The following is a 25,601-nucleotide window of genomic DNA, read 5'->3' on the forward strand; positions in this document are numbered from 1 at the left end:
GCCTAGGCGGGGGCCGTGGCGATCGAGAAGACGTCGCGACCGCTGAGCGAGGCTCGGCCGGGCAGTCCCTCGAGCTCGAGCACCAGTCCGAGCCCTGCCACCTCGTACCCGGCGCGCTCGATGAGGTTGATCGCCGCACCGCAGCTGCCGCCCGTCGCGAGCACGTCGTCGAGGATGAGCACGCGCGTCCCGGCCGGCAGCTGCTCGGTGCGCAGCTCCAGGGCGGCGGCGCCGTACTCCAGGCCGTAGTCCTCGCGGAGCACCTCACCCGGCAGCTTGCCCGCCTTACGGATGGGGACGAGTCGCGTGTGGGTCGCGTACGCGACCGCCGCGGCCAGCAGGAACCCACGGGCTTCGACACCGGCGACGGCGTCGAAGCGCCCCTCGAAGCGCGACGCCAGCTCGTCGATGATCGCGCGGAAGGCGTCGGCGTCGGCGAAGACCGGCGTGAGGTCGCGGAACAGGATGCCGGGCGTCGGGAAATCTGGAATGGTCGCCGTCAAGCGGTCGACGTACTGGGTTGCGGTGGTCATGCGGTCCTCGTTCGGTCTGGGAGACATGCGACACCCCTCGCCTCCGCGACGCGTCGGTCGAGGGAGACGAGGGGTGACCTGCGGATGATTACTTGACGCCCAGGAGGTCGATCACGAAGACGAGCGTCTGGCCCGAGAGCTGGTGGCCACTGCCGGCCGGGCCGTAGGCGAGCTCCGGTGGGACCGTGAGCTTGCGACGGCCGCCGACCTTCATGCCGGGGATGCCGTGCTGCCAGCCCTGGATGAGGTTGCGCAGCGGGAAGTTGATGGACTGCCCGCGGCTCCAGGAGGAGTCGAACTCCTCGCCGGAGTCGTAGCCGACGCCGAGGTAGTGGACGTCGACGGTCGAGGAGGCCTGGGCCTCGTCGCCCTCGCCGAGGAAGATGTCCTCGATGACGAGTTCGGTGGGGGCCGGGCCCGTGGGGGCGTCGACCTCGGGCTTGGTGCGTGCTGAATCGGTCATGAGTCCATCCAAGCAGTTCCGCCCGATCGGTTCACGCGGATTTCGCTGAGCGCGTGACGCTCTCGCCCCGACGTCGGGTGGGGTGGTCGTGGCGCTGCACCCGGTACTTTGGGGTTGCGGGCCGTGGCACCCGGGTGCATGCTGGATGGACAGACCAACTCATCGCCCGGGCGACTCGCAGGCAGTGCCGCAGCACCGGGCGATGAGTCTGTCCGGGGCGGTCGCCCGAGGAGCCGTCTCGCATCCCGTTCCGTCGTGTCCGGGCCCCCGCAGCTCGGACCGGTATGTCCACAACGCCCGCGCCCGATGCGCCTGCGATACCGTAGACGGGTGAAGTTCGCCCATTTCGTCGCCACAGACCACCAGCCGAGTACCCCCGCAGAGCCGCGGGTCCGACTCGCCGTCATCAGCGACACCGGGGCGGTGTTCCTCGACGAGATCCTCGAGGACGCCCCGCGCGACCTCCAGGAGCTCATCGAACGCGGCCCGGCCGAGCTGGACCGCGTGCGGAGCTTCGTCGAGACCTCGCTCGCCCACGGTGTCAGCGGAGAACCCCTCGACGGGCTCGTGCACGCGTCCGCGGTCCTCCGTCCGCCGACGATCCTCGCGGTCGGGCTCAACTACTCGGCGCACTCGCAGGAGCTCAACCTCAAGACCGACAACGCCCCCACCATCTTCGGCTTATGGGCCAACTCGCTCACCGGTCACGAGGGCACCACGAGCTGGCCCGCGGCGATCAGCGAGCAGGTGGACTACGAGGCGGAGCTCGGTGTCGTCATCGGCCGGGCCGCTCGCGACGTCGATGCGGCCGATGCGCTCGGCTACGTGTTCGGGTACACCGTCGTCAACGACATCACGGCCCGCAACATCCAGTACTCCGAGGCGCAGTGGTCGCGCTGCAAGTCCTTCGACGGGTTCACCCCGACCGGCCCGGTGGTCGTGACCGCGGACGAGATCCCCGACCCGCAGGACCTCCACATCTCGACCGTCCTCGACGGCGTGACGCTCCAGGACTCCTCGACCAGCCACATGGTCCGCAGCGTCGCGACGCTCATCGAACACTTGACGGGCTCCGCGACCCTCCTGCCCGGAACACTCATCTCGACGGGCAGCCCGGGCGGCGCGGGATACTCGCGCGACCCGCAGGTCTTCCTGACCGACGGCGCGACGGTGACCGTGTCCGTCGAAGGCGTCGGTTCGCTCACGACGCACTGCACGGTTACCGCCGGGTAGCCCGTCCCTCACAGCACACGACGAAGCCGTCCGGACCCTGGTCCGGACGGCTTCGCTGTCTGCCACCGCGTCGGTCAGCGACTCGGGTCGGAGTCCGCGCCCGGGATCGGCAGATCGATGATCGGGATGGCCGAGGTGACGGCCTCGATCCCCGAGAGCCGCGCGGGCGAGAGCTGCTTCGTCACCTCGTCGCGCGTCATGAGGTTGGCCTCGACCACGAGGTCCGCGACGTTGCGGCCCGTGAGCAGCGCGGTCTTCGCGAGCGCCGCAGCCGACTGGTACCCGATGAACGGGGTCAGGGCGGTGATGACACCGACGGACGCGCCGACCATCACCTCGAGTCGTTCCTCGTTCGCCGTGATGCCGTCGATGCAGTTCACCCGCAGCGTCTTGCACGCCTGCGCCATCCAGACGATGCTCTGCAGCAGCGAGTGGGCGATGACCGGTTCGAAGGCGTTGAGCTGCAACTGCCCGGCCTCGGCCGCCATCGTGACCGTCATGTCGGCGCCGACGACGCTGAACGCCACCTGGTTCACGACCTCCGGGATGACCGGGTTGACCTTGCCCGGCATGATGCTCGATCCGGCCTGCCGTGGCGGCAGGTTGATCTCGCCGAGGCCGGCCTGCGGACCGCTCGACAGCAGACGGAGGTCGTTGCAGATCTTGGAGAGCTTGATGGCGCTCCGCTTCAGGGTGCCGCTGAACGACATGAACCCGCCGGCGTCGCTCGTCGACTCGATGAGGTCGGGTGCCGTGGTGAGCGCGAGGCCCGTGATCTGGTTGAGGTGACGGACGACGGCCTCCGCGTAGCGCGGGTCGGCGGTGATCCCCGTCCCGATCGCGGTGGCACCGAGGTTCACCTCGGCGAGCAGCCAGAGGGTCTCGTGGAGGCGGTCGTAGTCCTCGGTGAGCGTCGTCGCGAAGCCGTGGAACTCCTGCCCGAGGGTCATCGGCACGGCGTCCTGCAGCTGCGTGCGTCCGACCTTGAGGACGTGGGAGAACTCCACGGACTTGGCACTGCACGAGTCGCGCAGCAGGCCGAGCTCCGTCAGGAGGAACTGCAGCGAGAACGCGAGCGCGATCTTGATCGAGGTCGGGTAGACGTCGTTGGTGGACTGCGACCGGTTGGTGTCGTCGAGCGGGTGCAGGAACTGGTATTCGCCCTTGGCGTGGCCGGCGAGCTCGAGCGCGATGTTCGTGATCACCTCGTTCGCGTTCATGTTCGTCGACGTGCCCGCACCGCCCTGGATCACGCCGACGAGGAACTCCTCGTGGAAGTCACCGTCGATGATGATCTGGCACGCGCGGTCGATGAGGTTCGCCTTCGCCGGGTCGAGGACTCCGATCTCGGCGTTCGCGCGGGCGGCGGCCTGCTTGACGCTCGCGATGGCGACGACGAGGTCGGGGTAGACGGAGATCGGACGCTTCGTGATGGGGAAGTTCTCGAGCGCGCGTGCCGTGTGGATGCCCCAGTACGCGTCGGCCGGGATCTCCATCGAACCGAGGGAATCCGACTCCGTCCGGGTCTCGTCGCTGTTCGTCCTGTCCGCCATGTCGTCGTCTGCTCCAAGGGTGGTGGGGATGCTGCTGCTGGTGGTGCTGATCGTCACTCGTGGCTCCGTTGCCTGGTGGGTGGATGTCCCCTCCAGCGTAGCCGGGCGCGATCCCCGATGCCGCTGCGGTGTCTCGGACACGAGACGGTTCCGTGCCTGCGGTTCAGCTCCCGTGGGTCACCGCTTGCGCGAGAACGCCTCGAGCCGCTCGGCCGGGCTCAGGGCGGCCATGCGGTCGACGAACGCCGCGCTGAAGGTGCCCGCGGTGGTGTAGTCACCGAGCGGCACCGTGGAGTGGGTGATGCGGTCGTCGTACACGTGGACGAGGTTGAACGACTGACCGCCGAACATCCCGTTCACCTCCACGGACGGCAGCGAGAGGTTCATCGAGTAGCAGCTCGCGCTCGCGACCTGGACGGGGATGCCCGCGAAGGTGCTCGAGGTGGAGTAGTGCAGATGGCCGCCCAGGATGGCCCGGACGTCGCTCCCTCGCAGCACGGCTTCGAGCCGGTGTTGGTCGCGGAGTTCGAGGATGTCGAAGAACGGGATGCTCGAGGGCACCGGCGGGTGGTGCATGGCCAGGATGCTGCCGAGGGGCGCCGGGGCGGCCAGGACCGTCTGCAGCCACTCCAGCTGGCTGTCCTCCAGCTCGCCGTGATGCCAGCCCGGGACGGTCGAGTCGAGACCGATGACGCGCAGTCCGCCGAAGTCCCAGACGGCGTCGAGCGGCTGCTCCCCCGCCGGGAGGTCGAGCAGCTCCGTCCGCATGACCGAGCGCTCGTCGTGATTGCCCATGAGCCAGACGATCGTGGTACCGAGGCGCTCGGCGACGGGCTCGACGCGCTCGCGCAGGCGACGGTACGCGTCGGCCTCGCCGAGGTCGGCCAGGTCGCCCGTGAACACCATCGCGTCGGGCCGGAGCTCCATGCGCTCGATCTGGCGGAGGGCCTGCTCCAGGTTGGCCTGCACGTCGACCGCGTCGTAGAGGCGTCGGCCGTCGGCCAGGAGGTGCGGATCGCTGAGGTGGACGATGACCCGGCCGGGTGCCGGGTACTGACCGAATCGGACGTCGGAAGTCATGGCACGAGTCTAGGACGCACCCCCGACGGAGCCGTCGGCCGTCCGCGGACGGCCGACGGTCCGGTCAGGACGCGACGCCGAGGAGTTGCTCGATGGGTCCGCGGGCGAAGAAGACGAGGAACCCGGCCGCGACGACCCACAGCAGCGGGCTGATCTCGCGTGCCTTCCCGGACAGGGAGCGGAGCACGACCCAGGCGATGAAGCCGGCGCCGATGCCGTTGGCGATCGAGTACGTCAGTGGCATGACGACGACCGTCAGGAACACCGGGAGCGCGACCGAGAACTCGGTCCAGACGATGTCCTTGATCTGCGACATCATGAGCGTCCCGACGATGACGAGCGCGGCGGCCGCGACCTCGGAGGGAACGATCTGCGTGAGCGGCGTGAAGAACATGGCGAGCAGGAACAAGGCGCCGGTCACGAGGTTCGCGAGGCCGGTCCGTGCACCCTCGCCGATGCCCGCGCCGGATTCGATGAAGACGGTCGACGAGGAGGACGAGGTCGCGCCACCTGCCACCGCGCCGACACCCTCGACGATGAGCGCCGAGCGGAGACGCGGGAAGTCACCCTTGGCGTCCGCCACACCGGCCTCCTTCGAGAGCCCGGTCATCGTGCCCATGGCATCGAAGAAGTTCGTGAACACGAGGGTGAAGACGAGCATGAGCGCGGCGAGGACACCGATGCGCTCGAAGCCGCCGAAGCTCACCTGGCCGAGCAGGCTGAGGTCGGGGACCCCGACGACCTGGGTGGGCAGGGTCGGGACGCTCAGGTTCCAGCCACCGGCGTTCTCGCCGCCGTTCGAGGCACCGACCTTGAAGATCGCCTCCGCGATGATGGCGATGATCGTCGAGGCGACGATCCCGATGAGCAGCGCCCCCTTGATCTTGCGGGCGACGAGCACGCCCGTGAGCAGCAGGGAGATCACGAAGACGGCGGTCGGCACCGTGGCGACCGAGCCCTCGATCCCGAGGCCGACCGGCGGCGAACCGGCGCCCGTCGACCGGACGAAACCGGCGTCGACGAACCCGATGAACGCGATGAAGAGACCGATGCCCACGGTGATCGCGATCTTCAGCTGGATGGGCACCGCGTTGAAGATCATGGCGCGGAGGCCGGTCGCCGCGAGGAGGACGATGATCAGACCGTTGATGACGACGAGCCCCATCGCCTCGGCCCAGGTGACCTGACCGACGACGCTCACGGCGAGGAACGAGTTGATGCCGAGACCCGCGGCGAAGGCGAACGGCAGGCGTGCGACGAGTCCGAAGAGGATCGTCATGACACCGGCGGTCAGCGCGGTCACGGCCGCGACCTGGGCGAAGCCGAGTTCGCCACCGGTGACGTCGGCCGAGCCGCTCAGGATGATCGGGTTGAGGATGACGATGTAGGCCATCGCGACGAAGGTCACGAGGCCGCCGCGCACCTCACCTCCGACGGTCGAGCCGCGCTTGCTGATCTCGAAGAAACCGTCGAGACGCTCTCGGAACGAGCGCGGAGCGGTGGGCGTCGTGGTCACTGGACCTCCTGGGTCTGCATCGAAGCAACCAGCGTACCGGCACGGCGGACCGCCCCGCGACGACCGGGATGCGAGGGTGCCGCTACGATCGGCTGGACCCCTTAACCAGCACCCTCCTCACGGAATCGAGCTCACATGGCGCTGCCCTGGACTCTGCACGGCGACGGCAAGCACGTCCCGACCCACGCGATCGTCGGCCCCGGTGAACGGCTCACCTGGCCGCGGACCATCGGCCTCGGCATGCAGCACGTCGTCGCGATGTTCGGTGCCACGTTCCTCGTCCCGGTGCTGACCGGGTTCCCGCCCACCACGACGCTGTTCTTCTCGGGCGTCGGCACCCTCCTGTTCCTCGTCATCACCAAGAACCGCGTGCCGAGCTACCTGGGCTCGTCGTTCGCCTTCATCGCCCCCATCTCCGCCGCGGTCGCAAGCCAGGGCATGGGCAGCGCCCTCTTCGGCATCCTCGCGGTGGGCCTCCTCCTGGCGCTCGTCGGCGTCGTCGTGCAGGTCACGGGAACCGGGTGGATCGATGCGCTCATGCCGCCGGTCGTCGCCGGTGCCATCGTCGCGCTCATCGGGTTCAACCTCGCCCCCGCCGCGAAGAACAACTTCGTGGCGGCTCCGATCACCGCCCTCGTGACGCTCGCGGCCGTCATCCTGTCGACCGTGGTGTTCCGAGGGATCCTCGGCCGTCTGTCGATCGTCATCGGTGTCGTGGTCGGGTACATCGTCGCGGCGATCCGCCAGGAGATCGACTTCTCGAAGATCGCGGACGCCGCATGGGTCGGCCTCCCCGAGTTCCACCTCGCGGACAACCCGATCTCGAACCCGGCGGTCTGGGCGGTCCTCCCGGCGTTCCTCCCCGTCGTGCTCGTCCTCATCGCCGAGAACGTCGGCCACATCCGGGGTGTCGCACAGATGACCGACGCCTCCGTGAACAAGCAGACCGGTCGCGCACTCCTGTCCGACGGCCTGGCGACGATGCTGGCCGGCTTCGGCGGCGGTTCGGGCACGACGACCTACGGCGAGAACATCGGCGTCATGGCGGCGACACGGGTCTACTCCACGGCGGCCTACTGGGTCGCCGGTCTGTTCGCGGTCCTCCTCGGCCTCTCCCCCAAGGTCGGTGCGGTCATCAACACCATCCCGGCGGGCGTCCTCGGCGGCGTCACGACGGCCCTGTACGGACTCATCGGCATCATCGGCGTGAAGATCTGGCTCGACAACAAGGTCGACTTCTCGAAGCCCGTCAACCAGTTCACCGCGGCGACGGCCCTCATCATCGGCATCGCCGACTTCACCTGGGTGGCGGGTGGTGACGTCAGCTTCAACGGGATCGCGCTCGGCACGATCGCCGCGATCGTCATCTACCACGTGATGACGACCATCGGTCGCTGGCGGAAGACCGCCTGACCCGTCCGGTGCGGGGCGTCAGCGCGGTGCGCTGGCGCCAGCGCGGGTCGTACGCGTGAGCGCGGGTCTCTGGAGCCCCGCGCTCACGTGTGTGACCAGCGGTCACGCCGGGTAGATGCGTTTCACGCCAGCGCACCGCGCCGGCGCACCCACACGCATCGGGCCCGGACCGGTGGCCCGCGCTCGCGTCAGCGCGGTGCGCTGGCGAATCCGCGGGGTCAGCCCTGGTGGAAGAAGGGCACGATCAGGTAGATGCCGAAGAGGACCGCCCCCGCACACAGGGCGAAGCAGGCGTAGGCACCGGCGCGGGCCAGGTTCTGCTGGGCTGGGGTCAACGGGTTCTTCCGAGCGGCCTTCGCAGCGCGCTTCGCCGCCTTCGCGGCCTCCTCCGGCGTGATGACCGTGATCGCGTCGGTGAACTCGGCCGGCGCCACCACGGGCACGCGCCCGGCGGTGGTCAGGAGCCGGAGCCCGAGGGAGTACAGGCTGACGATCGCGGTCGCGCCGACGAGCGACGTCGCGAAGACGATCAGGAATGCTGCCCAGTCGATCACTTCTTCACCTTCTTGGGCTTGGGGTTGCGCTTGATCTTGACCGCGCGACCGGAGTCGGCGACCTCACTGACGACGTTGCTGTGGTCGACCTGGTTCCGGCGCGAGATGAGGAAGATGGTGAGGATGACGCCGACCCCCACCACGGCGTCGATGATGATGCCGACGAGACCGAGGTGGGCGACGGCGGCGGCGAGTGCTCCGACGATGCCGGCCGCGGGAAGGGTCATCAACCAACCGAGGGCGATCCGCCCGGCGGTCCCCCAGCGGACTTTCGATCCGCGTCGCCCGAGGCCGGAGCCGATGACGGACCCGGAGGCGACCTGCGTGGTGGAGAGGGCGAAGCCGAGGTGGCTCGACGCGAGGATAGTGGCGGCGGTGCTCGTCTCGGCCGCGAAGCCCTGTGCCGGCTTGACGTCGGTGAGCCCGGTGCCGATGGTCTTGATGATCCGCCAGCCGCCCATGTAGGTGCCGAGCGCGATGGCGAGGGCGCAGACGACGATGACCCAGAGTTCGGGGCCGGTGCCGACCGCCTGCACGCCGACAGCGATGAAGGTGAGGGTGATGACGCCCATGGTCTTCTGTGCGTCGTTCGTGCCGTGCGCGAGGGCGACGAGGGACGAGGAGAAGATCTGCGCGTACCGGAACCCGTCGCGGCCGTCGGGTTTACCGTCGTAGCGCCGCGTGATCCGGTAGGCGAGCTTCGTCGCCGAATAGGCGACCACGCCGGCCGTGACGGGGGCGATCAGCGCCGGGAGGATGACCTTGGAGAGGACCACACCGAAGTCGATCGAGCCGAAGCCGGCGCCGACGATCGCCGCGCCGATGAGTCCACCGAACAGGGCGTGACTGGAGGACGACGGCAGACCGAGGAGCCAGGTCAGCATGTTCCATACGATCGCGCCGATGAGTCCGGCGAAGATCAGCTCCGGTCCGATCCGGATGCCGCCCTCGCCCTCCCGGATGAGCCCGCCCGAGATGGTCTTCGCGACCTCCGTGGACAGGAACGCACCGACGAGGTTGAGGATCGCGGCGAGCAGGACGGCGGTCTTCGGCTTGAGGGCGCCCGTGGCGATCGGGGTCGCCATGGCGTTCGCCGTGTCGTGGAACCCGTTCGTGAAGTCGAAGAACAGTGCCAGTGCGATGACCAGCACGACAGTCAGGGTAACGAGTTCCACTGGTGTCTTTCTCGAGGCGGAGCGAATACGGACACAGTGCTCCCCGACGAGGTGTTTGGGGGGAATTCACGTGCTGGATACGGGCGGTTCACCCGCCGTACACGATCCTTACACCCTGCCCGGTCGAGGTCAACTCGACGCCGATCAGCGCCCGCCGCCGCCTCCGCCGCCTCCGCCGCCGCCCGCGAAGCCGCCGCCCGTCGAGCCGCCGGACGAGCTCGCTCCCCCACTGGTGGACCAGGACGCCGACGTACTCGAGGCCGATCCGGAGAAGCCGGAGAACGCGTTCGCGAACATCGCCGCCTGGAACGGGGTGTTCGAGGCGTACCACGACGGCGCGCTCCCGGCCTGCTCGTAGCGGATGCCCAGCTCCTTCGCCCACTCGCGCTCCACGCCCCAGAGCACGGCGAAGGGCAGGAGTCGTTCGGTGACCCGGACGAGCTGGCCGGGGTCGCCGAGGTCCACCCGTTCGGCACCGTCGGGGCTCTGCAACATGCGGAAGCGGTCCTGCTCCGCCAGCGCGAGGTAGTCGCGGAGGCCGAGCAACTCGTCCCGCGCATCGGCACCGGTGGCGGTGAGTGGTTTCGGCGCGATGGCCAACACGATCCCGGCGAGCAGCGCGATCCCGGTCACGAAGAGCGCAGCGACCGACCAGCCGTTGTCCGCTCGCTGGGAGTAGGCGACCCCGAAGAAGACGATCCCGGCGACTCCCAGGACGGCGAGCGCCCCCACGATGATCCACGCCCGCCCGGAGGAGACCGAGCGTCGGAGGCCGAGGTCGAGGGCGTTCCGCTTGGCGGCCGCGAGTTCCGCGGTGACCGCCTTGCCGAGCGCCGGGTCGACCTGCTTCATCTCCCGCGGTCGGTTCCGGTCGGGGAAGAGCGCGGCGAGCACGCGCCGCTCCTGCTCATCCGTCGCGCTGTCGTCGAGGTACTGCAGGGAGTAGTCCTTCTTGCCCGGTCCGTCCACGATCCGGAGCTTGCCGCGGACGGCGAGGCTGACGATCTCGGCTGCCATCGACGAGGAGGCGCGTCCGGCGAGGTCGCCCGCCAGCAGGAGGTTCATCTGCTTCGGGACGGAGTACTGCGGCACGATGACGCCACGACCGGGGTGGTCACGCCAGAAGCGCAGTCGGATCCACAGGAGTGCTCCGAGCCCCGCGGCCGACAGCGCGCCGAGGACGATCGGGACGATGGAGAAGACCGGTGCCTCGCCGGGGCGGGGCGGTTGGACGAAGGTGCCCGGTTCGAACCCGATCGCGACCGTCAGCGTCTGGCGGGCCTGCAGCGGGACGGAGGAGGTCGTGAAGACGTCGCCATCGGCGTCCTCCGCCTGGGAGAGGTCGCACGGCGAGCTGTCGTCCGGATCCCCGCGGTAGCAGGCGCCGTCACCGGTGAGGGCATCGGCGATGTCGGGGGCGACCCGCACCGTCATGCTGGCGTCGGCGAACGGCTGGTCCCAACCGGTCCCGGGCGCGTCCCAGTAGAACTCGTCGGAACGTGTGTCGCGATAGGCGCCGACGACGCCGCGCTGCGTGTAGGTGATGACGTAGCTCTGCGTGCCGCGCACGTAGTCGTCCGTTCCGAGCGACAGCTCGAGGAAGTCGCCGTCGCGGTCGGTCTCCCACTCCACGGGCGCACCGTCGGCGTCGGTCACCGAGACGATCTCCGTGTGCAGTGGTGCCCGGTCGAACTCGTCGGGGATCGCTCGGATGATGCCCTTGTTCTGGTCGGAGTCGGGGAACTCCGCGACGAAGGTCTCGACCGCGCGCAGCTCGGCCTGACCGTCGCCGCCACGGCTCAGGGTGTAGTCGCCGTCGAAGGACGAGAAGGTGAAGTCGGAGACGTCGGTCCGAGCGTCGGCCGCGGCGGGCTGCGTGCTCGCGAGGGTCGCGATGAGCGGTGCACCGACCGCCAGGGCGAGGGCGACGAGGAGCACCCGCGACGAGCGGGCACGGACCGGGGACAGGCGATGACGTCTGGGCTTCACCCGGCCAAGTCTAGGAGGGGTGCCGGCGGGCGCGCGGACGCGCCCGCCGGGACTCACATCTCCTCGTGGGTGTTGGGGTCTCCGTCGAAGAGCCTTCCGTCCGTCCGCCCGAGTGCGGTGATCGCCTGCACCTCGGTGTCGCTGAGTGCGAAGTCGAAGACGTCGATGTTCGTGCGCTGGCGTTCCGGGGACGCGGACTTCGGGATGGGGAGCACGCCGCGCTGGTGGTGCCAGCGGAGGACGACCTGCGCCGGCGAGACGTCGTGCGCCGCGGCGGCCGCTGCGACGGGCTCCTCGGCGAACGGTGCCTGCGCCTTGCCGAGCGGGCTCCAGGCCTCGGTGAGGACACCGTGTTCGCGGTGGAACGCGAGGAGTTCCTCCTGGGGGAAGTACGGGTGCAACTCGACCTGGTTGACGGCCGGCAGCACACCCGTCTCGTCGGCGAGGCGGGTCAGGAACTCCTCGGTGAAGTTCGAGACGCCGATGCTGCGGACGAGGCCCTCGCGCTGCAGCTGGATCATGGCCTTCCACGACTCGACGAAGCGGCCGACGGAGGGGTTCGGCCAGTGGATGAGGTACAGGTCGATGTGGTCGAGGCCGAGCGAGGCCAGGGATCCGCGGCACGAGGTGATGGTCTCCTCGAAACCGTGGTCGCGGCCGGGCAGCTTCGTCGCGACGACGAGTTCGTCGCGGGACACGTCGGTCTCGCGGACCGCTGCGCCGACGGCGTCCTCGTTGCGGTAGTTGACGGCGGTGTCGATCAGTCGATAGCCCGCGTCGATGGCGGACAGCGTGGCGTCGGTGCCCTCGCGGCCCCGCAGGGGGTACGTGCCGAAACCGATCGCGGGGACGCTCGAACCGTCGTTGAGCGCGAATGTTGGGATGGTCGTCATCACCCCACGCTAGACCCGGCGGCCCTCGGATGGCTCCGAGCGGGCTGGGAGGGCGCGCCTCGACTAGCGTTGGACCATGGCGAAGCTCTCTGCCCCCCGTGCCCAGACCCGACCGACCGAACGCACCCACCACGGCGACACCGTGGTCGACCCGTACGAGTGGCTCCGCGAGAAGGAGTCGCCTGAGGTGATCGCGCACCTGGAGGCGGAGAACGCCTACACCGAACAGGAGACGGCGCATCTGGCCGGACTGCGCGAGCGCATCTTCCAGGAGATCAAGCGTCGCACGCTCGAGACCGACCTCTCGGTCCCGACCCGTTCCGGTGCATGGTGGTACTACGGCCGCAGTGTCGAAGGCCGCCAGTACGGCATCCAGTGCCGCATCCCGGTCGCCGACCCGGAGGACTGGACGCCGCCGACCCTGCCCGAGGGCGGCGCGGCCCCCGGCGAGGAGATCATCCTCGACGCCAACGTCGAGGCGGAGGGCCACGAGTTCTTCTCCCTCGGCAGCTTCGACGTGTCGGACGACGGCACGCGACTGCTCTACGGCGTCGACGTCGAAGGCGACGAGCGGTACACCGTCCGTGTCCGGGACCTCGCGAGTGGCGTCGACCTCGACGACGAACTCCTCGGGACCGCGGGCGGGGCGGAGTTCTCCCCCGACGGCACCGCCATCGTCTACACGACGGTCGACGAGAGCTGGCGCCCCGACACCGTGCACCTGCACCGGGTGGGGACATCCCAGGACGACGACACGGTCCTCTTCCACGAGCCCGACGAGCGGTTCTGGGTCGGCGCCGGATTCACCCGCAGCCGCGCACTGCTCCTGATCGAGGCAGGCTCCTCGGTCACGAGCGAGACCCGACTCGTCCCCGCCGACGCACTGTCCGAGGAGGCGCGGATCGTCTGGCCGCGGACCGACGGCGTCGAGTACAGCGTCGAACACCGGGTGGCCGACGGCGCAGACCGGTTGCTCATCCTGCACAACCGGGACGCGCCGGACTTCGAGCTCGTGGAGGTGCCGCTGTCGGATCCGCTCGGCACGGCGCGGGTCGTCGTCGCGCACAGCAGCGAGCGCCGGCTCGAGGACGTCGAGGCGTTCGAGGCCGTGACCACCGTCTCCTACCGGCGCGACGGCCTGACCCGCATCGGCCTGCTCGACCCGACGAGTGGCGACATCGACGAGATCGCCTTCGACGAACCGCTGTCCACCGTCGGCTGGCACGGCAACGGTGAATGGGCTCAACCGATGCTCCGGTTCGGATACGGGTCCCTCGTGACGCCGTCCACCGTGCTCGAACTCGACCTCCGGTCCGGCGAACGCTTCGTGCGCAAGCAGCAGCCGGTCCTCGGCGACTACGACCCGGCGGATTACGAGCAGTTCCGGGAGTGGGCGACGGCCGTGGACGGGACCCGGGTGCCGATCTCCATCGTGCGCCGGGTCGGTGTCGAGGGGCCCGGGCCGCTCCACCTCTACGGGTACGGCTCGTACGAGGCCAGCATGGACCCGTCCTTCTCGATCGCGAGACTGTCGATGCTCGACCGCGGCGTGACCTTCGCGATCGCCCATGTGCGCGGCGGCGGTGAACTCGGGCGCCACTGGTACGAGGACGGCAAGAAGCTCCACAAGCAGAACAGCTTCAGCGACTTCGTCGACGTGGCCGACCATCTCATCCGCGAGGGCTGGACGACGCCTGACCGGCTCGTCGCCGAGGGCGGCAGCGCAGGCGGCCTCCTCATGGGCGCCGTGGCGAACCGTGCTCCCGACCGCTTCGCGGGCATCCTCGCCGGCGTTCCGTTCGTCGACGCGCTGACGAGCATCCTCGACCCGTCGCTCCCCCTGACGGTCATCGAATGGGACGAATGGGGCGATCCGCTCCACGACCCCGAGGTCTACGCGTACATGAAGGCCTACAGTCCCTACGAGAACGTCGACCCGGAGAAGCGCTACCCGCGCATCCTCGCGACGACGAGTCTCAACGACACCCGCGTCCTGTACGTGGAACCCGCGAAGTGGGTGGCCCGCCTGCGGGACGCCGGAGCGCCGGCACTGATGAAGATCGAGATGAGCGCCGGGCACGGTGGGGTGAGCGGTCGGTACAACGCGTGGCGTGAGCGCGCCGAGGAGCTCGCCTGGCTGCTCGACGTGCTCGGACTCACGGACACCGATCCGGCCTGATCCGAAGCGACGACGCCCCTGCTCCGTCGGGAGCAGGGGCGTCGTCGGTGCGGCGGGTGTCTAGCCGAAGAGGATCGCCGCTTCGTCGTAGCGCTCCTGCGGCACGGTCTTCAGCTTGCCGAGCGCCTCTTCGAAGCGGCAGTTGACGAGTTCGGTGCCTCGGAGGGCGATCATCGTGCCCCAATCGCCGGCCATGACGGAGTCGATGGCGGCCATGCCGAGGCGGGTGGCGAGCACGCGGTCGTAGGCGCTCGGGACGCCACCGCGCTGCAGGTGGCCGAGCACGGTCGCGCGCGACTCGATGCCCGTCCGGCGCTCGATCTCGGGTGCCAGCACGTCGGCGATGCCGCCGAGACGGGGACGGTTGAACGCGTCGAGTCCCTTCTCGGAGTGCGCGGTCTCCATGGTGTCGAGCGTGAAGCCCTCGGACACCACGATGATCGGGGCGCGACCGCGCTGGTAGACGCTGTCCGCCCACTCGCAGATCTGCTCGATCGACTGCGGCTGTTCCGGGATGAGAATGGCGTGGGCACCCGCCGCCATACCGGCGTGCAGAGCGATCCAGCCGACGTGCCGGCCCATGACCTCGATGACCATGCACCGCTTGTGCGATTCACCGGTCGTCCGGAGGCGGTCGATGGCCTCGGTCGCGATCTCGACGGCGGTGTCGAAGCCGAAGGAGTAGTCGGTGGCGTCGAGGTCGTTGTCGATCGTCTTGGGGACGCCGACGATCTTGAGGCCGGCGTCGGTCAGACGCTTCGCCGCGGCGAGCGTGCCCTCGCCGCCGATGGCGATGAGCGCGTCGATGCCGAGCCGGTCCATGGTGTGCTGGACGTTCTCCGGGCCGCCGTGGGGTCCTTCGAACGGGTTGGTCCGGCTCGTGCCGAGGATGGTGCCACCCTGCTTGGCGAGACCGCGCACACTGTGGCGGTCGAGCGGCATCGTCAGGCCCTCGACGACACCTCGCCACCCGTCGCGGATGCCGATGAACTCCTGGTTGTGGATCTTCGTCCCCTTGAGGACCGCTCCTCGGATGACCGCGTTCAGGCCGGGGCAGTCGCCGCCGCTCGTGAGCACACCAATTCTCATATCAACAGTCCTCATGGGGATCGGGGCACCTCAGGTGCCGGGAGTCATCCCCGACAATACCGTCTCGCCGACGGTGCTTCATCCGGCGCCGGTGGTCCTCCGGCCCAGAGGGTCGGTGCCTCGTCCACCGGGGTTAGGCTGCTGGGATGAGTGCCGACGACTACCTGCCCGCCGATGGCGGCATCACGATGTTCTCCACGACCTGGTGCGGGTACTGCGCCCGACTGAAGCACCAGCTGTCCGCAGCCGGCATCCCGTTCACCGAGGTCGACATCGAGCAGGTCCCGGGGACCGCCGACCTCGTCGCCTCGCTGAACGGCGGCAACCAGACGGTCCCGACGGTGATCTTCCCCGACCGCTCGACCGCGACGAACCCGTCGCTCGCGCAGGTGAAGGCGGCTCTCGGCGTCTGACCCGCCGACGACGTCCGGCCAGGCGACCCGTGGTCATCCGGCCGGACGTATCGGGCGTCAGGCCCCCAGCGCCTCGCGGAGCAGGTGGACGAGGGCGTTCAGCTGCACCGAGTCGACCGATGCGACGTCCTGGTCGCTGCCGTCGAGCGCGCGAGCGGCCAGGCCCTGCTTGCTGTCGATGAGTTCCGCGACCTTCGCGTCGATCGTGTGCGCGGCGATGATCCGCCAGGCGGTGACCGGCTCCTCCTGACCGATGCGGTGCACGCGGTCGATCGCCTGGGTCTGCTCGGCGGCCGTCCAGGACAACTCGGCGAGCACGACGTTCGACGCGGCCTGCAGGTTGACGCCGACGCCGGCGGCGGTGAGCGAACAGACCGCGACCGCGACCTCCGGATCGGTGTTGAAGGCGTCGATCGCGGCCTGACGCGCCTGCGCGGTCTGGTCGCCGCGGAGCGACACCGTCTTCAAGCCGCGACCCGCGAACAACTGTTCGGCCGCGTTCATGACGTCGATGTGCTTCGCGAAGAACACGACCTTGCCCACGGACCTCGCGAGCTGCGCCGTGTAGTCGGCGGCGAGGACGGCCTTGGCCTGACCGATCTTGCGGATCATGGTGAACACGTTCTCCGTGCCACCGGCGGCCTTGGACTCGTCGAGCTCGGCCTGGGCGACCATGCGCATGAGGTCGGTGTTCGGCTCGTGCAGCGCGTCGACGCGCTCACCACGCGACTCCAGCACCCGCACGTAGCGGGACTTGAGCCGTTGCCCGAGCTCGGCCTCGGCGTCGCGGATGGACCGGATCGCCTCGTCGTCGAGCTCGACCGGGAGGTCGGCGACGCGCTTGGCGGGCAGGTCCTTGGCGACGTCGAGCTTCTTGCGGCGCACGATGCCCATGTCGATGACGGCGGACCGCGCGGCGGCGTAGAAGGCGTGCTCGGCGGGGGTCAGGCCGGTGTCCTCGAGCCGCTCCATGAGTTCGGCGGTCGGTTTGCCGTCCTTGATCCAGCCGAGGAACTGCCAGATGGCGTTGAAGTCCTCGACGTCGTTGATCAGCGGCGTACCCGTCAGCGCGAGCAGCAGCGGATCCTGGCCGGGCGTCGCCTTCCGGATCCGGTTCGCGAGTGACAGCACGTGCTGCGAACGCTGGGAGTGGAGGTTCTTGATGAAGTGCGCCTCGTCGACCACCATGCCGCGGAAGCCGAGCGTCCCGAGCCAGGCGAGGTGGCGGTCGAGGACCTCGTAGTTCACGATGATGACGTCGGCGAAGGCGTCGAGCGCCTGGCCGTCGCCGTGGATGACCGTGGCGCGTCGGTGCGGCGTCCAGCGCTCGACCTCGCGCGCCCAGTTCATCTTGACGACGTTCGGGACGATCACGAGGAGCGGGTACGCCTCGGCGACCGAGGCGGCGAGGACCGACTGTGCGGTCTTGCCGAGGCCAGGCTCGTCGGCGAGCAGGAACGAACGGTGTCCTTCACGGACGCTCTCGACGAAGCGCGCCTGGTGCTTCATGACCTCGAGGCCGCGCGGCGAGAGCCGGTCGAGCTTGGGGGCCTCTGGCAGGTCCATCGAGGCCGCTCCCCCGCCGGAACCGAGCTCGAACGCCTTGTACAGGGGGCCCATGAGCTCCCAGCTGTCGAGTCGTCGACGGACGGTCGGCTGCGGTGCCGCCTGGCTGAAGTCCGGGGCGAGGAACGGATTGGCCAACTGACGTGCCTTGACCGACTGCGGGATGACCTGCTTCTCGGCGAGCTCGGCCGGGACGACGGATTCCACGACGGGCTTCTCGACGGTGATGATGAGTTCGTCGGCGCTGAGTTCGGCGCCCGACTCGAGGAGCCAGTCGCGCCGGAGCCGCTGCGCGACGGGGCTCGTCGCCGCATCGGCCTCGAGGAGCTGGATGAGCGAGGTGTCGCGCGCCGCCGTCTTGGCGAGGATGGTCGCCACACCGTCGAGGCGCTTCAGGAGCTCGGCCCGCGTGGCGTCGCTGTACGTCGTGTCGGCTTTGACCCTGGCTCGTTCCTCGCGGACGAGGAAGGCGATGACCTGGTACTTGGTCCGGTTGGTCGGCCCGACCTTGCCCTTCTGCGCCTTCGCCTCGACCTCGCGCACCTTGCGGGCGAGGATGGGGATGATCGGCGCGTCGTCGTCGTGACTCGACGAGGACCCTCTGGGGTTCGAGCGGCCAGATGAACGGGTGCTGGAACGCCCCTGGGAACGGCGTTGCTGGCCGGTGTGCGGCATGCTCCTCCTGAGCAGTCGAAGAGCCTCATCGGCCGAGGGGCCGGAAGAGACGGGCGCCGGGCCCGACTGGTCGTCGTGGAGCAACAGAGCGTTGCACGAGACCGACACGGGCGCCCGACGGGCGTGTGCCCAGTCTACGCCATCGGCCGCATCGGTCGCGAGCGCTCAGTCCGGCGCGCTGTCGACGAGCCCGAACCGCTCCAGTTCGGCGTCGTCGAGCATGCGCGAGCGGATGAGGAACCGCTGCCTCGTCGGGGCCTCGACGCTGAACCCGCTGCCGCGCCCCTGCACCACGTCGATCGTCAGGTGCGTGTACTTCCAGTACTCGAACTGGGAACGCGACATGTAGACCTCGACCGGCGCGTCGAGCCCGGGCACGTCGAGCGTGTCGAGCAGGACGTCGACCGCGCCCGTGCGGAACATCCCGACGGGGTAGCACATGGGCGAACTCCCGTCGCAGCATCCGCCGGACTGATGGAACATGAGCGGTCCGTGCAGCGCGGTCATCTCCCGCACCAGTGCGGCCGCAGCGTCGGTGACCTCGACCCGTCCGGTCATGGTGTCCTCCTTCGTCGTGTCGTGTGCCCGGCCCTGCCCCTCCGCCGGTCCCCGAGCCTGTCGATGGGCGCCCTTCGACAAGCTCAGGGACCGGATGGGGCTCAGGGACCGGGGATGTCGATCAGAAGAAGCCCATCGGCCCCTCCGCGTAGCTCACGAGCAGGTTCTTCGTCTGCTGGTAGTGGTCGAGCATCATCTTGTGGTTCTCCCGGCCGATGCCCGACTGCTTGTACCCGCCGAACGCCGCGTGCGCCGGGTACTGGTGATAGGTGTTCGACCAGACGCGTCCCGCCTCGATCGCCCGCCCGGCCCGGTACAGCGTCGTCGCCTCACGGCTCCACACCCCAGCGCCGAGGCCGTAGAGGGTGTCGTTCGCGATGGAGATCGCCTCGTCGTAGTCCGCGAAGCTCGTGAGCGCGAGCACGGGCCCGAAGATCTCCTCCTGGAAGATCCGCATGTCGTTCGTCCCCTCGAAGACGGTCGGCTGGACGTAGAACCCGCCGCTCAACTCACCGCCGAGGTCGGCGCGCTCGCCGCCGATGAGCAGCTTCGCGCCGCCCTGCTTGCCGATGTCCATGTAGGAGAGGATCTTCTCGAGCTGGTCGTTCGACGCCTGGGCACCGATCATCGTGTCCGTGTCGAGCGGGTTGCCCTGCTTGATCCTGCCGATGCGGGTCAGCGCGTCGCCCACGAAGCCGTCGTAGATGGACCGTTGGACGAGCGCCCGACTCGGGCAGGTGCAGACCTCGCCCTGGTTCAGGGCGAACATGCTGAATCCCTCCTGCGCCTTCTCGTAGTACTGGTCGTGCTCGCGCGCCACGTCCTCGAAGAACACGTTCGGGCTCTTGCCGCCGAGCTCCAGCGTCACCGGGATGAGGTTCTCGCTCGCGTACTGCATGATCAGGCGCCCGGTCGTCGTCTCGCCGGTGAACGCGATCTTCCGGATCCGCGGGTGGGAGGCCAGTGGGGCCCCGGCCTCGATGCCGAAGCCGTTGACGACGTTGAGCACGCCGGCCGGCAGCAGATCCTTCACGAGGTCGACGATGAGGTGGATCGACGCCGGGGTCTGCTCGGCCGGCTTCAGCACGACGCAGTTGCCTGCGGCGAGCGCCGGTGCGAGCTTCCACACGGCCATGAGGATCGGGAAGTTCCAGGGGATGATCTGTCCGACGACGCCGAGCGGTTCGTGGAAGTGGTAGGCGACCGTGTCGTGGTCGAGTTCCGAGATGCCGCCCTCCTGGGCGCGGATCGCCCCCGCGAAGTAGCGGAAGTGGTCGATGGCCAAGGGGATGTCGGCGGCCAGGGTCTCGCGGACCGGCTTGCCGTTCTCCCAGCTCTCGGCGACGGCGATCTCCTCGAGGTGTTCCTCCATGCGGTCGGCGATGCGGCCCAGGATCACCGCGCGCTCGGCGACGCTCGTCTTCGACCAGGCGGGGAACGCCTTCCATCCCGCCTCGACCGCTCGGTCCACGTCGGCCGCGGTGCCTCGGGCGATCTCGGTGAACACGGCTCCGGTGACCGGGGTCGGGTTCTCGAAGTACTGGCCGTTCGCGGGCGGGACGTACTCGCCCCCGATGAAGTGGTCGTAGCGGGGGGCGTAGCTGAACACGGCACCTTCGGTACCCGGGTTGGCGTAGACGGTCATGTCACTCCTTGTCGACGACGTTGTCGGTGTCGCACCGCTCAGGTGCGTGCCGTCGACGCTAGTCGGCGGGAGGTTGCAGGAGGTTGCGCCGCGGACCGCGGACCGGATCGGCCGTCAGGACGCCGAGAGCTCGGCGTCGATCGCCTCGATGCGGGCGACGAGGCCGGCGCGCTTCGGTGACCGCGGCGGCAGCAGTCGGAGGCAGGCGTGCAGGACCTCGACGTCGTCGGGCGCGGCCGCGGTCCGGATGTAGTCGTGCAACAGATCCGCCGAGGCGTCGGTCAGCATCGCCTCGCGAAGGCGCGTCGCGACCCGCTCGCGGAGGTCGATGACACCGGGGGCGGTGGAGTCCGGCAGGAGCGGACCCGGGTACGCGGCGAGTGCTGCGCGGTGGGCGCCGCGGTCGAGGAGGGACAACACCTGGTGGGCGTCGAGCTGGAGCGGGGTGGTGAGCCGGTACGGCCGCGAGACCGGCACGAGTGTCGGCGCGGTCCCGCCGAGCACCTTCCGCAGCCGGACGAGCTCCGCCCGGAGGGTGACCGCCGCCTCGTCCCCGTCGTAGAGCAGCCCGGCGAGCGCATCGGCGCTGAGGCCCTGGTGGTGCCAGGCCAGCAGCGTCAGGATCTCGGCGTGCCGTCGGCTGAGCTCGGTCGGGCGGCTCGCCCCGTGTCCGATCAGCAGGCCGGTGTCACGACCGAGCACCTGCAGGCCGGGCCGCACCGCGGTCGTCCGGCGGGGTGTGTCCGTGTGTGCGCGACCGGCGAACCGACGGTCGGCGACCGCGCGAAGCCGCTGCACCATGATCTCGGACTCGACGGCGGCCGCGGTGGCCTCCATCAGTGGCAGCGCATGCGAGGCGACCGCCTGCGGGCCACCGGTGATGTCGATCACGCCGATGATCTGCCGGGTCTCGGGATCGTGCACCGGGACCGCCGTGCAGCTCCACGGGTGCACGAGCCGGTTGAAGTGCTCGGCCGCGTGGATCTGGATGCCGTGGTCGAGTTCGAGCGCGGTGCCCGGCGCGCTCGTCCCCACCTCCCGCTCGGACCATCCGGCACCCTCGACGAAGAGCATGCCCTCCGCCCGTCGCCGCAGATGACGGTCGCCGTCCACCCAGAGCAGCCGCCCCATGGCGTCGCCCACCGCGACGAGCATGCCGGAGTCGTCGTCCGCGTCGTTGACCAGCAGCTTGGTGATCACCGGGAGGACGCCGGCGAGCGGGTGTCCGAGGCGGTGGTCGCGCAACTCGTCCTCGTCGAAGGCGAGCTCCGGCATGAGGTTGTCCGGATCGAGATGACGGCCCATCGACCGTTCCCACGACTCGCGGACGAGCCGTCGGACGAGTCCACGCTGCGCTTCGGCACGCGCCGGGGCCGCCAGCCACGGACTGGACACCTCACCACCACCCATCCACGTCGACCGGTTCTGCGGACAGTGTATCCGCCACAGCCCGTCGGTCGACGGGTAACCTCAGGCGGCCGGACGGAACCGGCGGAGACGCAGGCTGTTGAGCACGACGAACACGCTGGAGAACGCCATCGCCGCACCCGCGATCATCGGGTTGAGGAGGCCGAGGGCGGCGAGCGGGATCGCCGCCACGTTGTACGCGAACGCCCAGAACAGGTTGCCGCGGATGATCCCGAGCGTCCGTCGGGAGAGCCGCACGGCGTCGATCGCCGTGGCGAGGGAACCGGAGACGATGCTGAGGTCGGCTGCACCCTTGGCCGCATCCGTGCCCGTCCCCATGGCGATCCCGAGATCGGCCGTGGCGATCGCCGCGGCGTCGTTCACCCCGTCGCCGACCATGGCGACGCGGTGACCGGCCGACTGAAGCCGTTCGACGGCGGCGACCTTGTCGGCGGGGCTCGCGTCAGCGATCACCTCGGTGATCCCGACCTCGGCCGCGACCCGCGCTGCAACGGCCGCGTTGTCGCCGGTGAGGAGCACGGGTGTCATACCCAGGGACACGGCGCGTCCGATGGCGGCGCGGGCCTCCGGCTTCACCGTGTCGGCGACCTCGACGACGCCGCGGACCTCGCCGTCCCAGGCGACGACCACCACGGTACTCGCACGCTCCGCGGCGGAAGCCAGGGCGCTCGCCGCGTCCGGTCCGATGCGGAAGCCCTGGTCCTCCGCGAAGGCGGGACGTCCGGCCAGCACGGTTCCGCCGTCGATCGTGCCGGTGACGCCGAGACCCTCGAGGCTCGCGAAGTCCGAGACCACCGGACGCGGTGCGTCGCGGCGGGTCGCTTCCGCGACGATCGCCTCGGCGATGGGGTGCTCGGAGGCCGCCTCGAGCGCCGCGCCGAGGGCGAGCACCTCGTCCGTCGCACCGGCCGCCCAGACCTCCGTGACGCTCATCCGCCCGGACGTGACGGTCCCCGTCTTGTCGAGCAGGATGCGGTCGATCCCGCTCGCCTGCTCGAGCGCCTCCGGTCCGGCGATGAGGATGCCGAGCTGCGCACCGCGTCCCGTCCCGACGAGGAGGGCCACCGGGGTCGCGAGCCCCAGTGCGCACGGGCAGGCGATGATGAGGACGGCGACCGCGGCGGTGAACGCCGCTTCCATGGTCGAGCCGGTGAGCGCCCACACGATGGCGGTGCCGAGGGCGATCACCAGCACGACCGGGACGAACACGCTCGAGACGCGGTCGGCGAGCCGTTGGACCCGGCTCTTCCCGAGCTGTGCCGCCTCGACCGCCTGAGCCATACGCGCCAGCTGCGTCTCGGCGCCGACGGCCGTCGCCCGCACCACGAGACTGCCGCCGCGCGCGATCGTGCCACCGATGACCCGCGAGCCGGCTACGAGCTCGACCGGGACGGACTCCCCTGTCACGAGACTCTCGTCGACACTCGCCGCCCCCTCGACGACGACCCCGTCGGTGGCGACGGACTCACCGGGACGCACGAGGAAGTGGTCTCCGACGAGCAGCTGCTCGATCGGGATCCGTTCCTCGGTGCGGGTGGGCGCCATGAGGTCGGTGGGGTCCGGCGCACGATGCCGGAGCACGGAGACCTCCGAGGCGCCCAGCGTCATGAGGTCGCGGAGTGCCTCGCCGGCGGCACGCTTCGACCGCTGCTCGATGAGGCGACCGGCGAGCAGGAAGACGGTCACGCCGGCGGCCACCTCGAGATACAGCGCGCTCGACGGGTCGGCGTCGGGTGCGAAGAAAGCGAACTCGTGCCGCATGCCCGTCATCCCGGCCATGCCGAAGAAGAGCGCCCAGACGGACCACAGGTACGCTGCCCCCGTCCCGAGCGTGATGAGGGTGTCCATCGTCACCGAGCCGTGTCGCAGCGTCGCGAACGTCGCCCGGTGGAACGGGTACCCGCCCCAGAAGACGACCGGCGTCGCGAGGGTCAGCGAGAGCCACTGCCAGTGGTCGAACTGCCAGGCGGGGATCATCGCGAGCAGCACGACGGGCAGCGCCAGCACCGCGCTGACGACGAGGCGGGTGCGGAGCGTCGTCACGGTCGCCGAGGGGTCGGGCGTCGTTCCCGACGTCGGAGTCTGCTCCCGGTTCACTGCGGCGCGTTCGTCAGCGGGCGGACGCACCGTCGCCGTGTAGCCGGCCTTCGAGACGGCAGCGACCAGCTCGTCCGCGGTGATGGTGGAGGGTGCGGTCACCGTCGCCCGTTCGGTCGCGAGGTTGACCTGCGCCTCGACACCGTCGAGCGCGGTCAGCCGCTTCTCGACGCGTGCCACACAACTCGCGCAGGTCATGCCCTCGATGTCGAGGTCGAGCTGGATGAGTGGCGCGCTCATCAGCGACGACCCACGAGCGTGTAGCCGGCTTCCTGGACGCCGGCACCGATGGCGGCCTCGTCCGTCGAGGAGGCACCCGAGACCGTGACCGTCCCCGCGTCGAGATCCACGGCGACCCCGTCCACGCCGGAGAGCGCGGAGAGCTCGGTCGTGACGGCGGACACGCAGTGCGCGCAGGTCATGCCGTCGACGCGGTACGTGGTGGTTGCGGTGGTCTCGGACATGCGTCCTCCTCAGTGGATCGGAGCCTCAACTATACCCCCAGGGGGTACCCTCTGCAACCGTCCGCGGGACGCGATCGCCTGATCAGCCGAGCAGGCCGAGCGCCCGCACCGCCGCCCGCTCCTCATCGAGTTCCACCACGGAAGCGTCGATGCGCCGCTGCCAGACGGGCGCGATATCGAGCCCCTCGACCACCTCCCAGCGTCCGTCGACCGAGCGGGCCGGGAACGAACTCACGAGCCCCTCCGGTACGCCGTACCAGCCCTCCGATGGGAGCGCCACGGAGGTCCAGCGCTCCGGCCGGCCCGGGGTCGCCGTGCCGTCCACCCAGTCGTGCACGTGGTCGATGGCCGCGGCAGCGGCCGAGGCGGCGGACGATGAGCCCCGGACCGCGATGATCTCCGCACCGCGCTTCGCCACCCTTGGGATGAACTCGTCGGCGATCCACTCCTCGTCGACGAGTTCGAGGGCCGGACGACCACCGACCGTCGCGTGGGAGAGGTCCGGCACCTGGGTCGCCGAGTGGTTGCCCCAGATCACGACGCCGTCGATCTCGGACACGGGTGCGCCGGTCTTGGCGGCCAACTGCGCGACGGCGCGGTTGTGGTCGAGTCGGGTCAGGGCGGTGAACCGTCCGGCCGGCACCCCAGCGGCGGCCGACTGCGCGATGAGTGCGTTCGTGTTGGCCGGGTTGCCGATCACCAGCACGCGCACGTCGTCGGACGCACCGGCTCCGATCGCCGCGCCCTGCGGTGCGAAGATCCCGCCGTTGGCCGCGAGGAGGTCGGCTCGCTCCATGCCCGGACCACGGGGACGGGCACCGACGAGCAGGGCGACGTCCACCCCGTCGAAGGCGCGCGACAGCTCGGTCGTCGCCTCCACCCCGGCCAGGAGCGGGAACGCGCAGTCCTGCAGTTCCAATGCCGTCCCCTCGGCCGCTCCGAGCCCCTGCGGGATCTCGAGCAGGCGCAGGGCGACGGGCCGGTCGGGCCCCAGCAGCTGACCTGACGCGATGCGGAAGAGCAGGGAGTAGCCGATCTGGCCTCCGGCTCCGGTGACGGTGACGACGGTGGGTTCGCTCATACGG

General features: G+C 69.7%; 21 protein-coding genes. 4 read left to right on the plus strand and 17 right to left on the minus strand.

Going from position 1 to position 25,601, the window contains the following annotated elements:
* Positions 1-2 precede the first annotated feature (2 nt).
* Positions 3-533 (minus strand): adenine phosphoribosyltransferase, encoded by a 531-nt coding sequence (locus A4X17_RS04550; RefSeq protein WP_064294479.1) that lies wholly within the window; start codon positions 531-533, stop codon positions 3-5.
* Between the two features lie 88 nt (positions 534-621).
* On the minus strand, positions 622-996 hold the full coding sequence (locus A4X17_RS04555; protein WP_064294480.1) for an FKBP-type peptidyl-prolyl cis-trans isomerase: 375 nt from the start codon (positions 994-996) through the stop codon (positions 622-624).
* A gap of 330 nt (positions 997-1,326) precedes the next feature.
* Between A4X17_RS04555 and A4X17_RS04560 the strand changes: the two genes are divergently transcribed.
* A complete protein-coding gene (locus A4X17_RS04560) occupies positions 1,327-2,229 on the plus strand; it encodes a fumarylacetoacetate hydrolase family protein (protein ID WP_064294481.1) in 903 nt (300 codons plus the stop codon).
* 74 nt (positions 2,230-2,303) lie between these two features.
* Here A4X17_RS04560 and A4X17_RS04565 read toward each other — a convergent pair whose 3' ends face one another.
* From A4X17_RS04565 to A4X17_RS04575, 3 genes are all read right to left on the minus strand, one after another.
* A complete protein-coding gene (locus A4X17_RS04565; RefSeq protein ID WP_064294523.1) occupies positions 2,304-3,782 on the minus strand; it encodes an aspartate ammonia-lyase in 1,479 nt (492 codons plus the stop codon).
* Positions 3,783-3,959: 177 nt separating this feature from the next.
* Entirely contained in the window at positions 3,960-4,862 is a 903-nt protein-coding gene (locus tag A4X17_RS04570) for a phosphodiesterase (protein WP_064294482.1), read from the minus strand.
* 64 nt (positions 4,863-4,926) lie between these two features.
* Positions 4,927-6,378: an NCS2 family permease gene (locus A4X17_RS04575; RefSeq protein ID WP_064294483.1), complete on the minus strand. Its 1,452-nt coding sequence runs from the start codon at positions 6,376-6,378 to the stop codon at positions 4,927-4,929.
* Positions 6,379-6,513: 135 nt separating this feature from the next.
* On the opposite strand from A4X17_RS04575, the gene A4X17_RS04580 reads away from it, so the two are divergent.
* Positions 6,514-7,791 carry a uracil-xanthine permease family protein gene (locus tag A4X17_RS04580; RefSeq protein WP_064294484.1) on the plus strand — a complete coding sequence of 426 codons (1,278 nt, stop codon included), beginning with the start codon at positions 6,514-6,516 and terminating at the stop codon, positions 7,789-7,791.
* Between the two features lie 218 nt (positions 7,792-8,009).
* Here the strand turns inward: A4X17_RS04580 and A4X17_RS04585 are convergent, their stop codons facing one another.
* The 4 genes from A4X17_RS04585 to A4X17_RS04600 all read right to left on the minus strand — a co-directional run bounded on the left by A4X17_RS04585 (position 8,010) and on the right by A4X17_RS04600 (position 12,402).
* Positions 8,010-8,345 carry a hypothetical protein gene (locus tag A4X17_RS04585; protein WP_064294485.1) on the minus strand — a complete coding sequence of 112 codons (336 nt, stop codon included), beginning with the start codon at positions 8,343-8,345 and terminating at the stop codon, positions 8,010-8,012.
* Positions 8,342-9,520, minus strand: a complete 1,179-nt coding sequence (locus tag A4X17_RS04590) for an inorganic phosphate transporter (protein WP_064294486.1) — start codon at positions 9,518-9,520, stop codon at positions 8,342-8,344. The genes A4X17_RS04585 and A4X17_RS04590 overlap by 4 nt, the downstream gene beginning before the upstream one ends.
* Before the next feature lie 144 nt (positions 9,521-9,664).
* Positions 9,665-11,509: a DUF2207 domain-containing protein gene (locus A4X17_RS04595; protein WP_197479018.1), complete on the minus strand. Its 1,845-nt coding sequence runs from the start codon at positions 11,507-11,509 to the stop codon at positions 9,665-9,667.
* Between the two features lie 53 nt (positions 11,510-11,562).
* The gene (locus A4X17_RS04600) at positions 11,563-12,402 is read right to left on the minus strand and encodes an aldo/keto reductase (RefSeq protein WP_064294487.1); all 840 of its coding nucleotides are present in this window, start codon (positions 12,400-12,402) and stop codon (positions 11,563-11,565) included.
* 76 nt (positions 12,403-12,478) lie between these two features.
* Between A4X17_RS04600 and A4X17_RS04605 the strand changes: the two genes are divergently transcribed.
* Complete coding sequence (locus tag A4X17_RS04605) at positions 12,479-14,581, plus strand: S9 family peptidase (protein ID WP_064294488.1); 2,103 nt, start codon at positions 12,479-12,481, stop codon at positions 14,579-14,581.
* Between the two features lie 60 nt (positions 14,582-14,641).
* On the opposite strand, the gene A4X17_RS04610 is transcribed toward A4X17_RS04605, so the two are convergent.
* Positions 14,642-15,670, minus strand: coding sequence for a 6-phosphofructokinase (locus A4X17_RS04610; protein ID WP_064294489.1), 1,029 nt, complete (start codon positions 15,668-15,670; stop codon positions 14,642-14,644).
* A gap of 146 nt (positions 15,671-15,816) precedes the next feature.
* On the opposite strand from A4X17_RS04610, the gene A4X17_RS04615 reads away from it, so the two are divergent.
* Positions 15,817-16,083 (plus strand): mycoredoxin, encoded by a 267-nt coding sequence (locus A4X17_RS04615; protein ID WP_064294490.1) that lies wholly within the window; start codon positions 15,817-15,819, stop codon positions 16,081-16,083.
* Between the two features lie 57 nt (positions 16,084-16,140).
* Here the strand turns inward: A4X17_RS04615 and A4X17_RS04620 are convergent, their stop codons facing one another.
* The 7 genes from A4X17_RS04620 to A4X17_RS04650 all read right to left on the minus strand — a co-directional run bounded on the left by A4X17_RS04620 (position 16,141) and on the right by A4X17_RS04650 (position 25,597).
* Positions 16,141-18,324 carry a DEAD/DEAH box helicase gene (locus tag A4X17_RS04620; RefSeq protein WP_064294491.1) on the minus strand — a complete coding sequence of 728 codons (2,184 nt, stop codon included), beginning with the start codon at positions 18,322-18,324 and terminating at the stop codon, positions 16,141-16,143.
* Positions 18,325-18,489: 165 nt separating this feature from the next.
* Positions 18,490-18,882 carry a DUF779 domain-containing protein gene (locus A4X17_RS04625; protein WP_064294492.1) on the minus strand — a complete coding sequence of 131 codons (393 nt, stop codon included), beginning with the start codon at positions 18,880-18,882 and terminating at the stop codon, positions 18,490-18,492.
* A gap of 121 nt (positions 18,883-19,003) precedes the next feature.
* A complete protein-coding gene (locus A4X17_RS04630) occupies positions 19,004-20,527 on the minus strand; it encodes an aldehyde dehydrogenase family protein (RefSeq protein ID WP_064294493.1) in 1,524 nt (507 codons plus the stop codon).
* A 114-nt stretch (positions 20,528-20,641) separates the two neighbouring features.
* On the minus strand, positions 20,642-21,922 hold the full coding sequence (locus A4X17_RS04635; RefSeq protein WP_082915917.1) for a GAF domain-containing protein: 1,281 nt from the start codon (positions 21,920-21,922) through the stop codon (positions 20,642-20,644).
* 75 nt (positions 21,923-21,997) lie between these two features.
* Complete coding sequence (locus A4X17_RS04640) at positions 21,998-24,292, minus strand: cation-translocating P-type ATPase (protein WP_064294495.1); 2,295 nt, start codon at positions 24,290-24,292, stop codon at positions 21,998-22,000.
* Positions 24,292-24,516: a heavy-metal-associated domain-containing protein gene (locus A4X17_RS04645; protein WP_064294496.1), complete on the minus strand. Its 225-nt coding sequence runs from the start codon at positions 24,514-24,516 to the stop codon at positions 24,292-24,294. Before A4X17_RS04645 ends, A4X17_RS04640 begins: the two co-directional genes overlap by 1 nt.
* An 82-nt stretch (positions 24,517-24,598) precedes the next feature.
* On the minus strand, positions 24,599-25,597 hold the full coding sequence (locus A4X17_RS04650; RefSeq protein WP_064294497.1) for a malate dehydrogenase: 999 nt from the start codon (positions 25,595-25,597) through the stop codon (positions 24,599-24,601).
* Between the last annotated feature and the right edge of the window lie 4 nt (positions 25,598-25,601).

The sequence above is a fragment of the Plantibacter sp. H53 genome (genome assembly GCF_001650455.1).
Taxonomy (GTDB): domain Bacteria; phylum Actinomycetota; class Actinomycetes; order Actinomycetales; family Microbacteriaceae; genus Plantibacter; species Plantibacter flavus_A.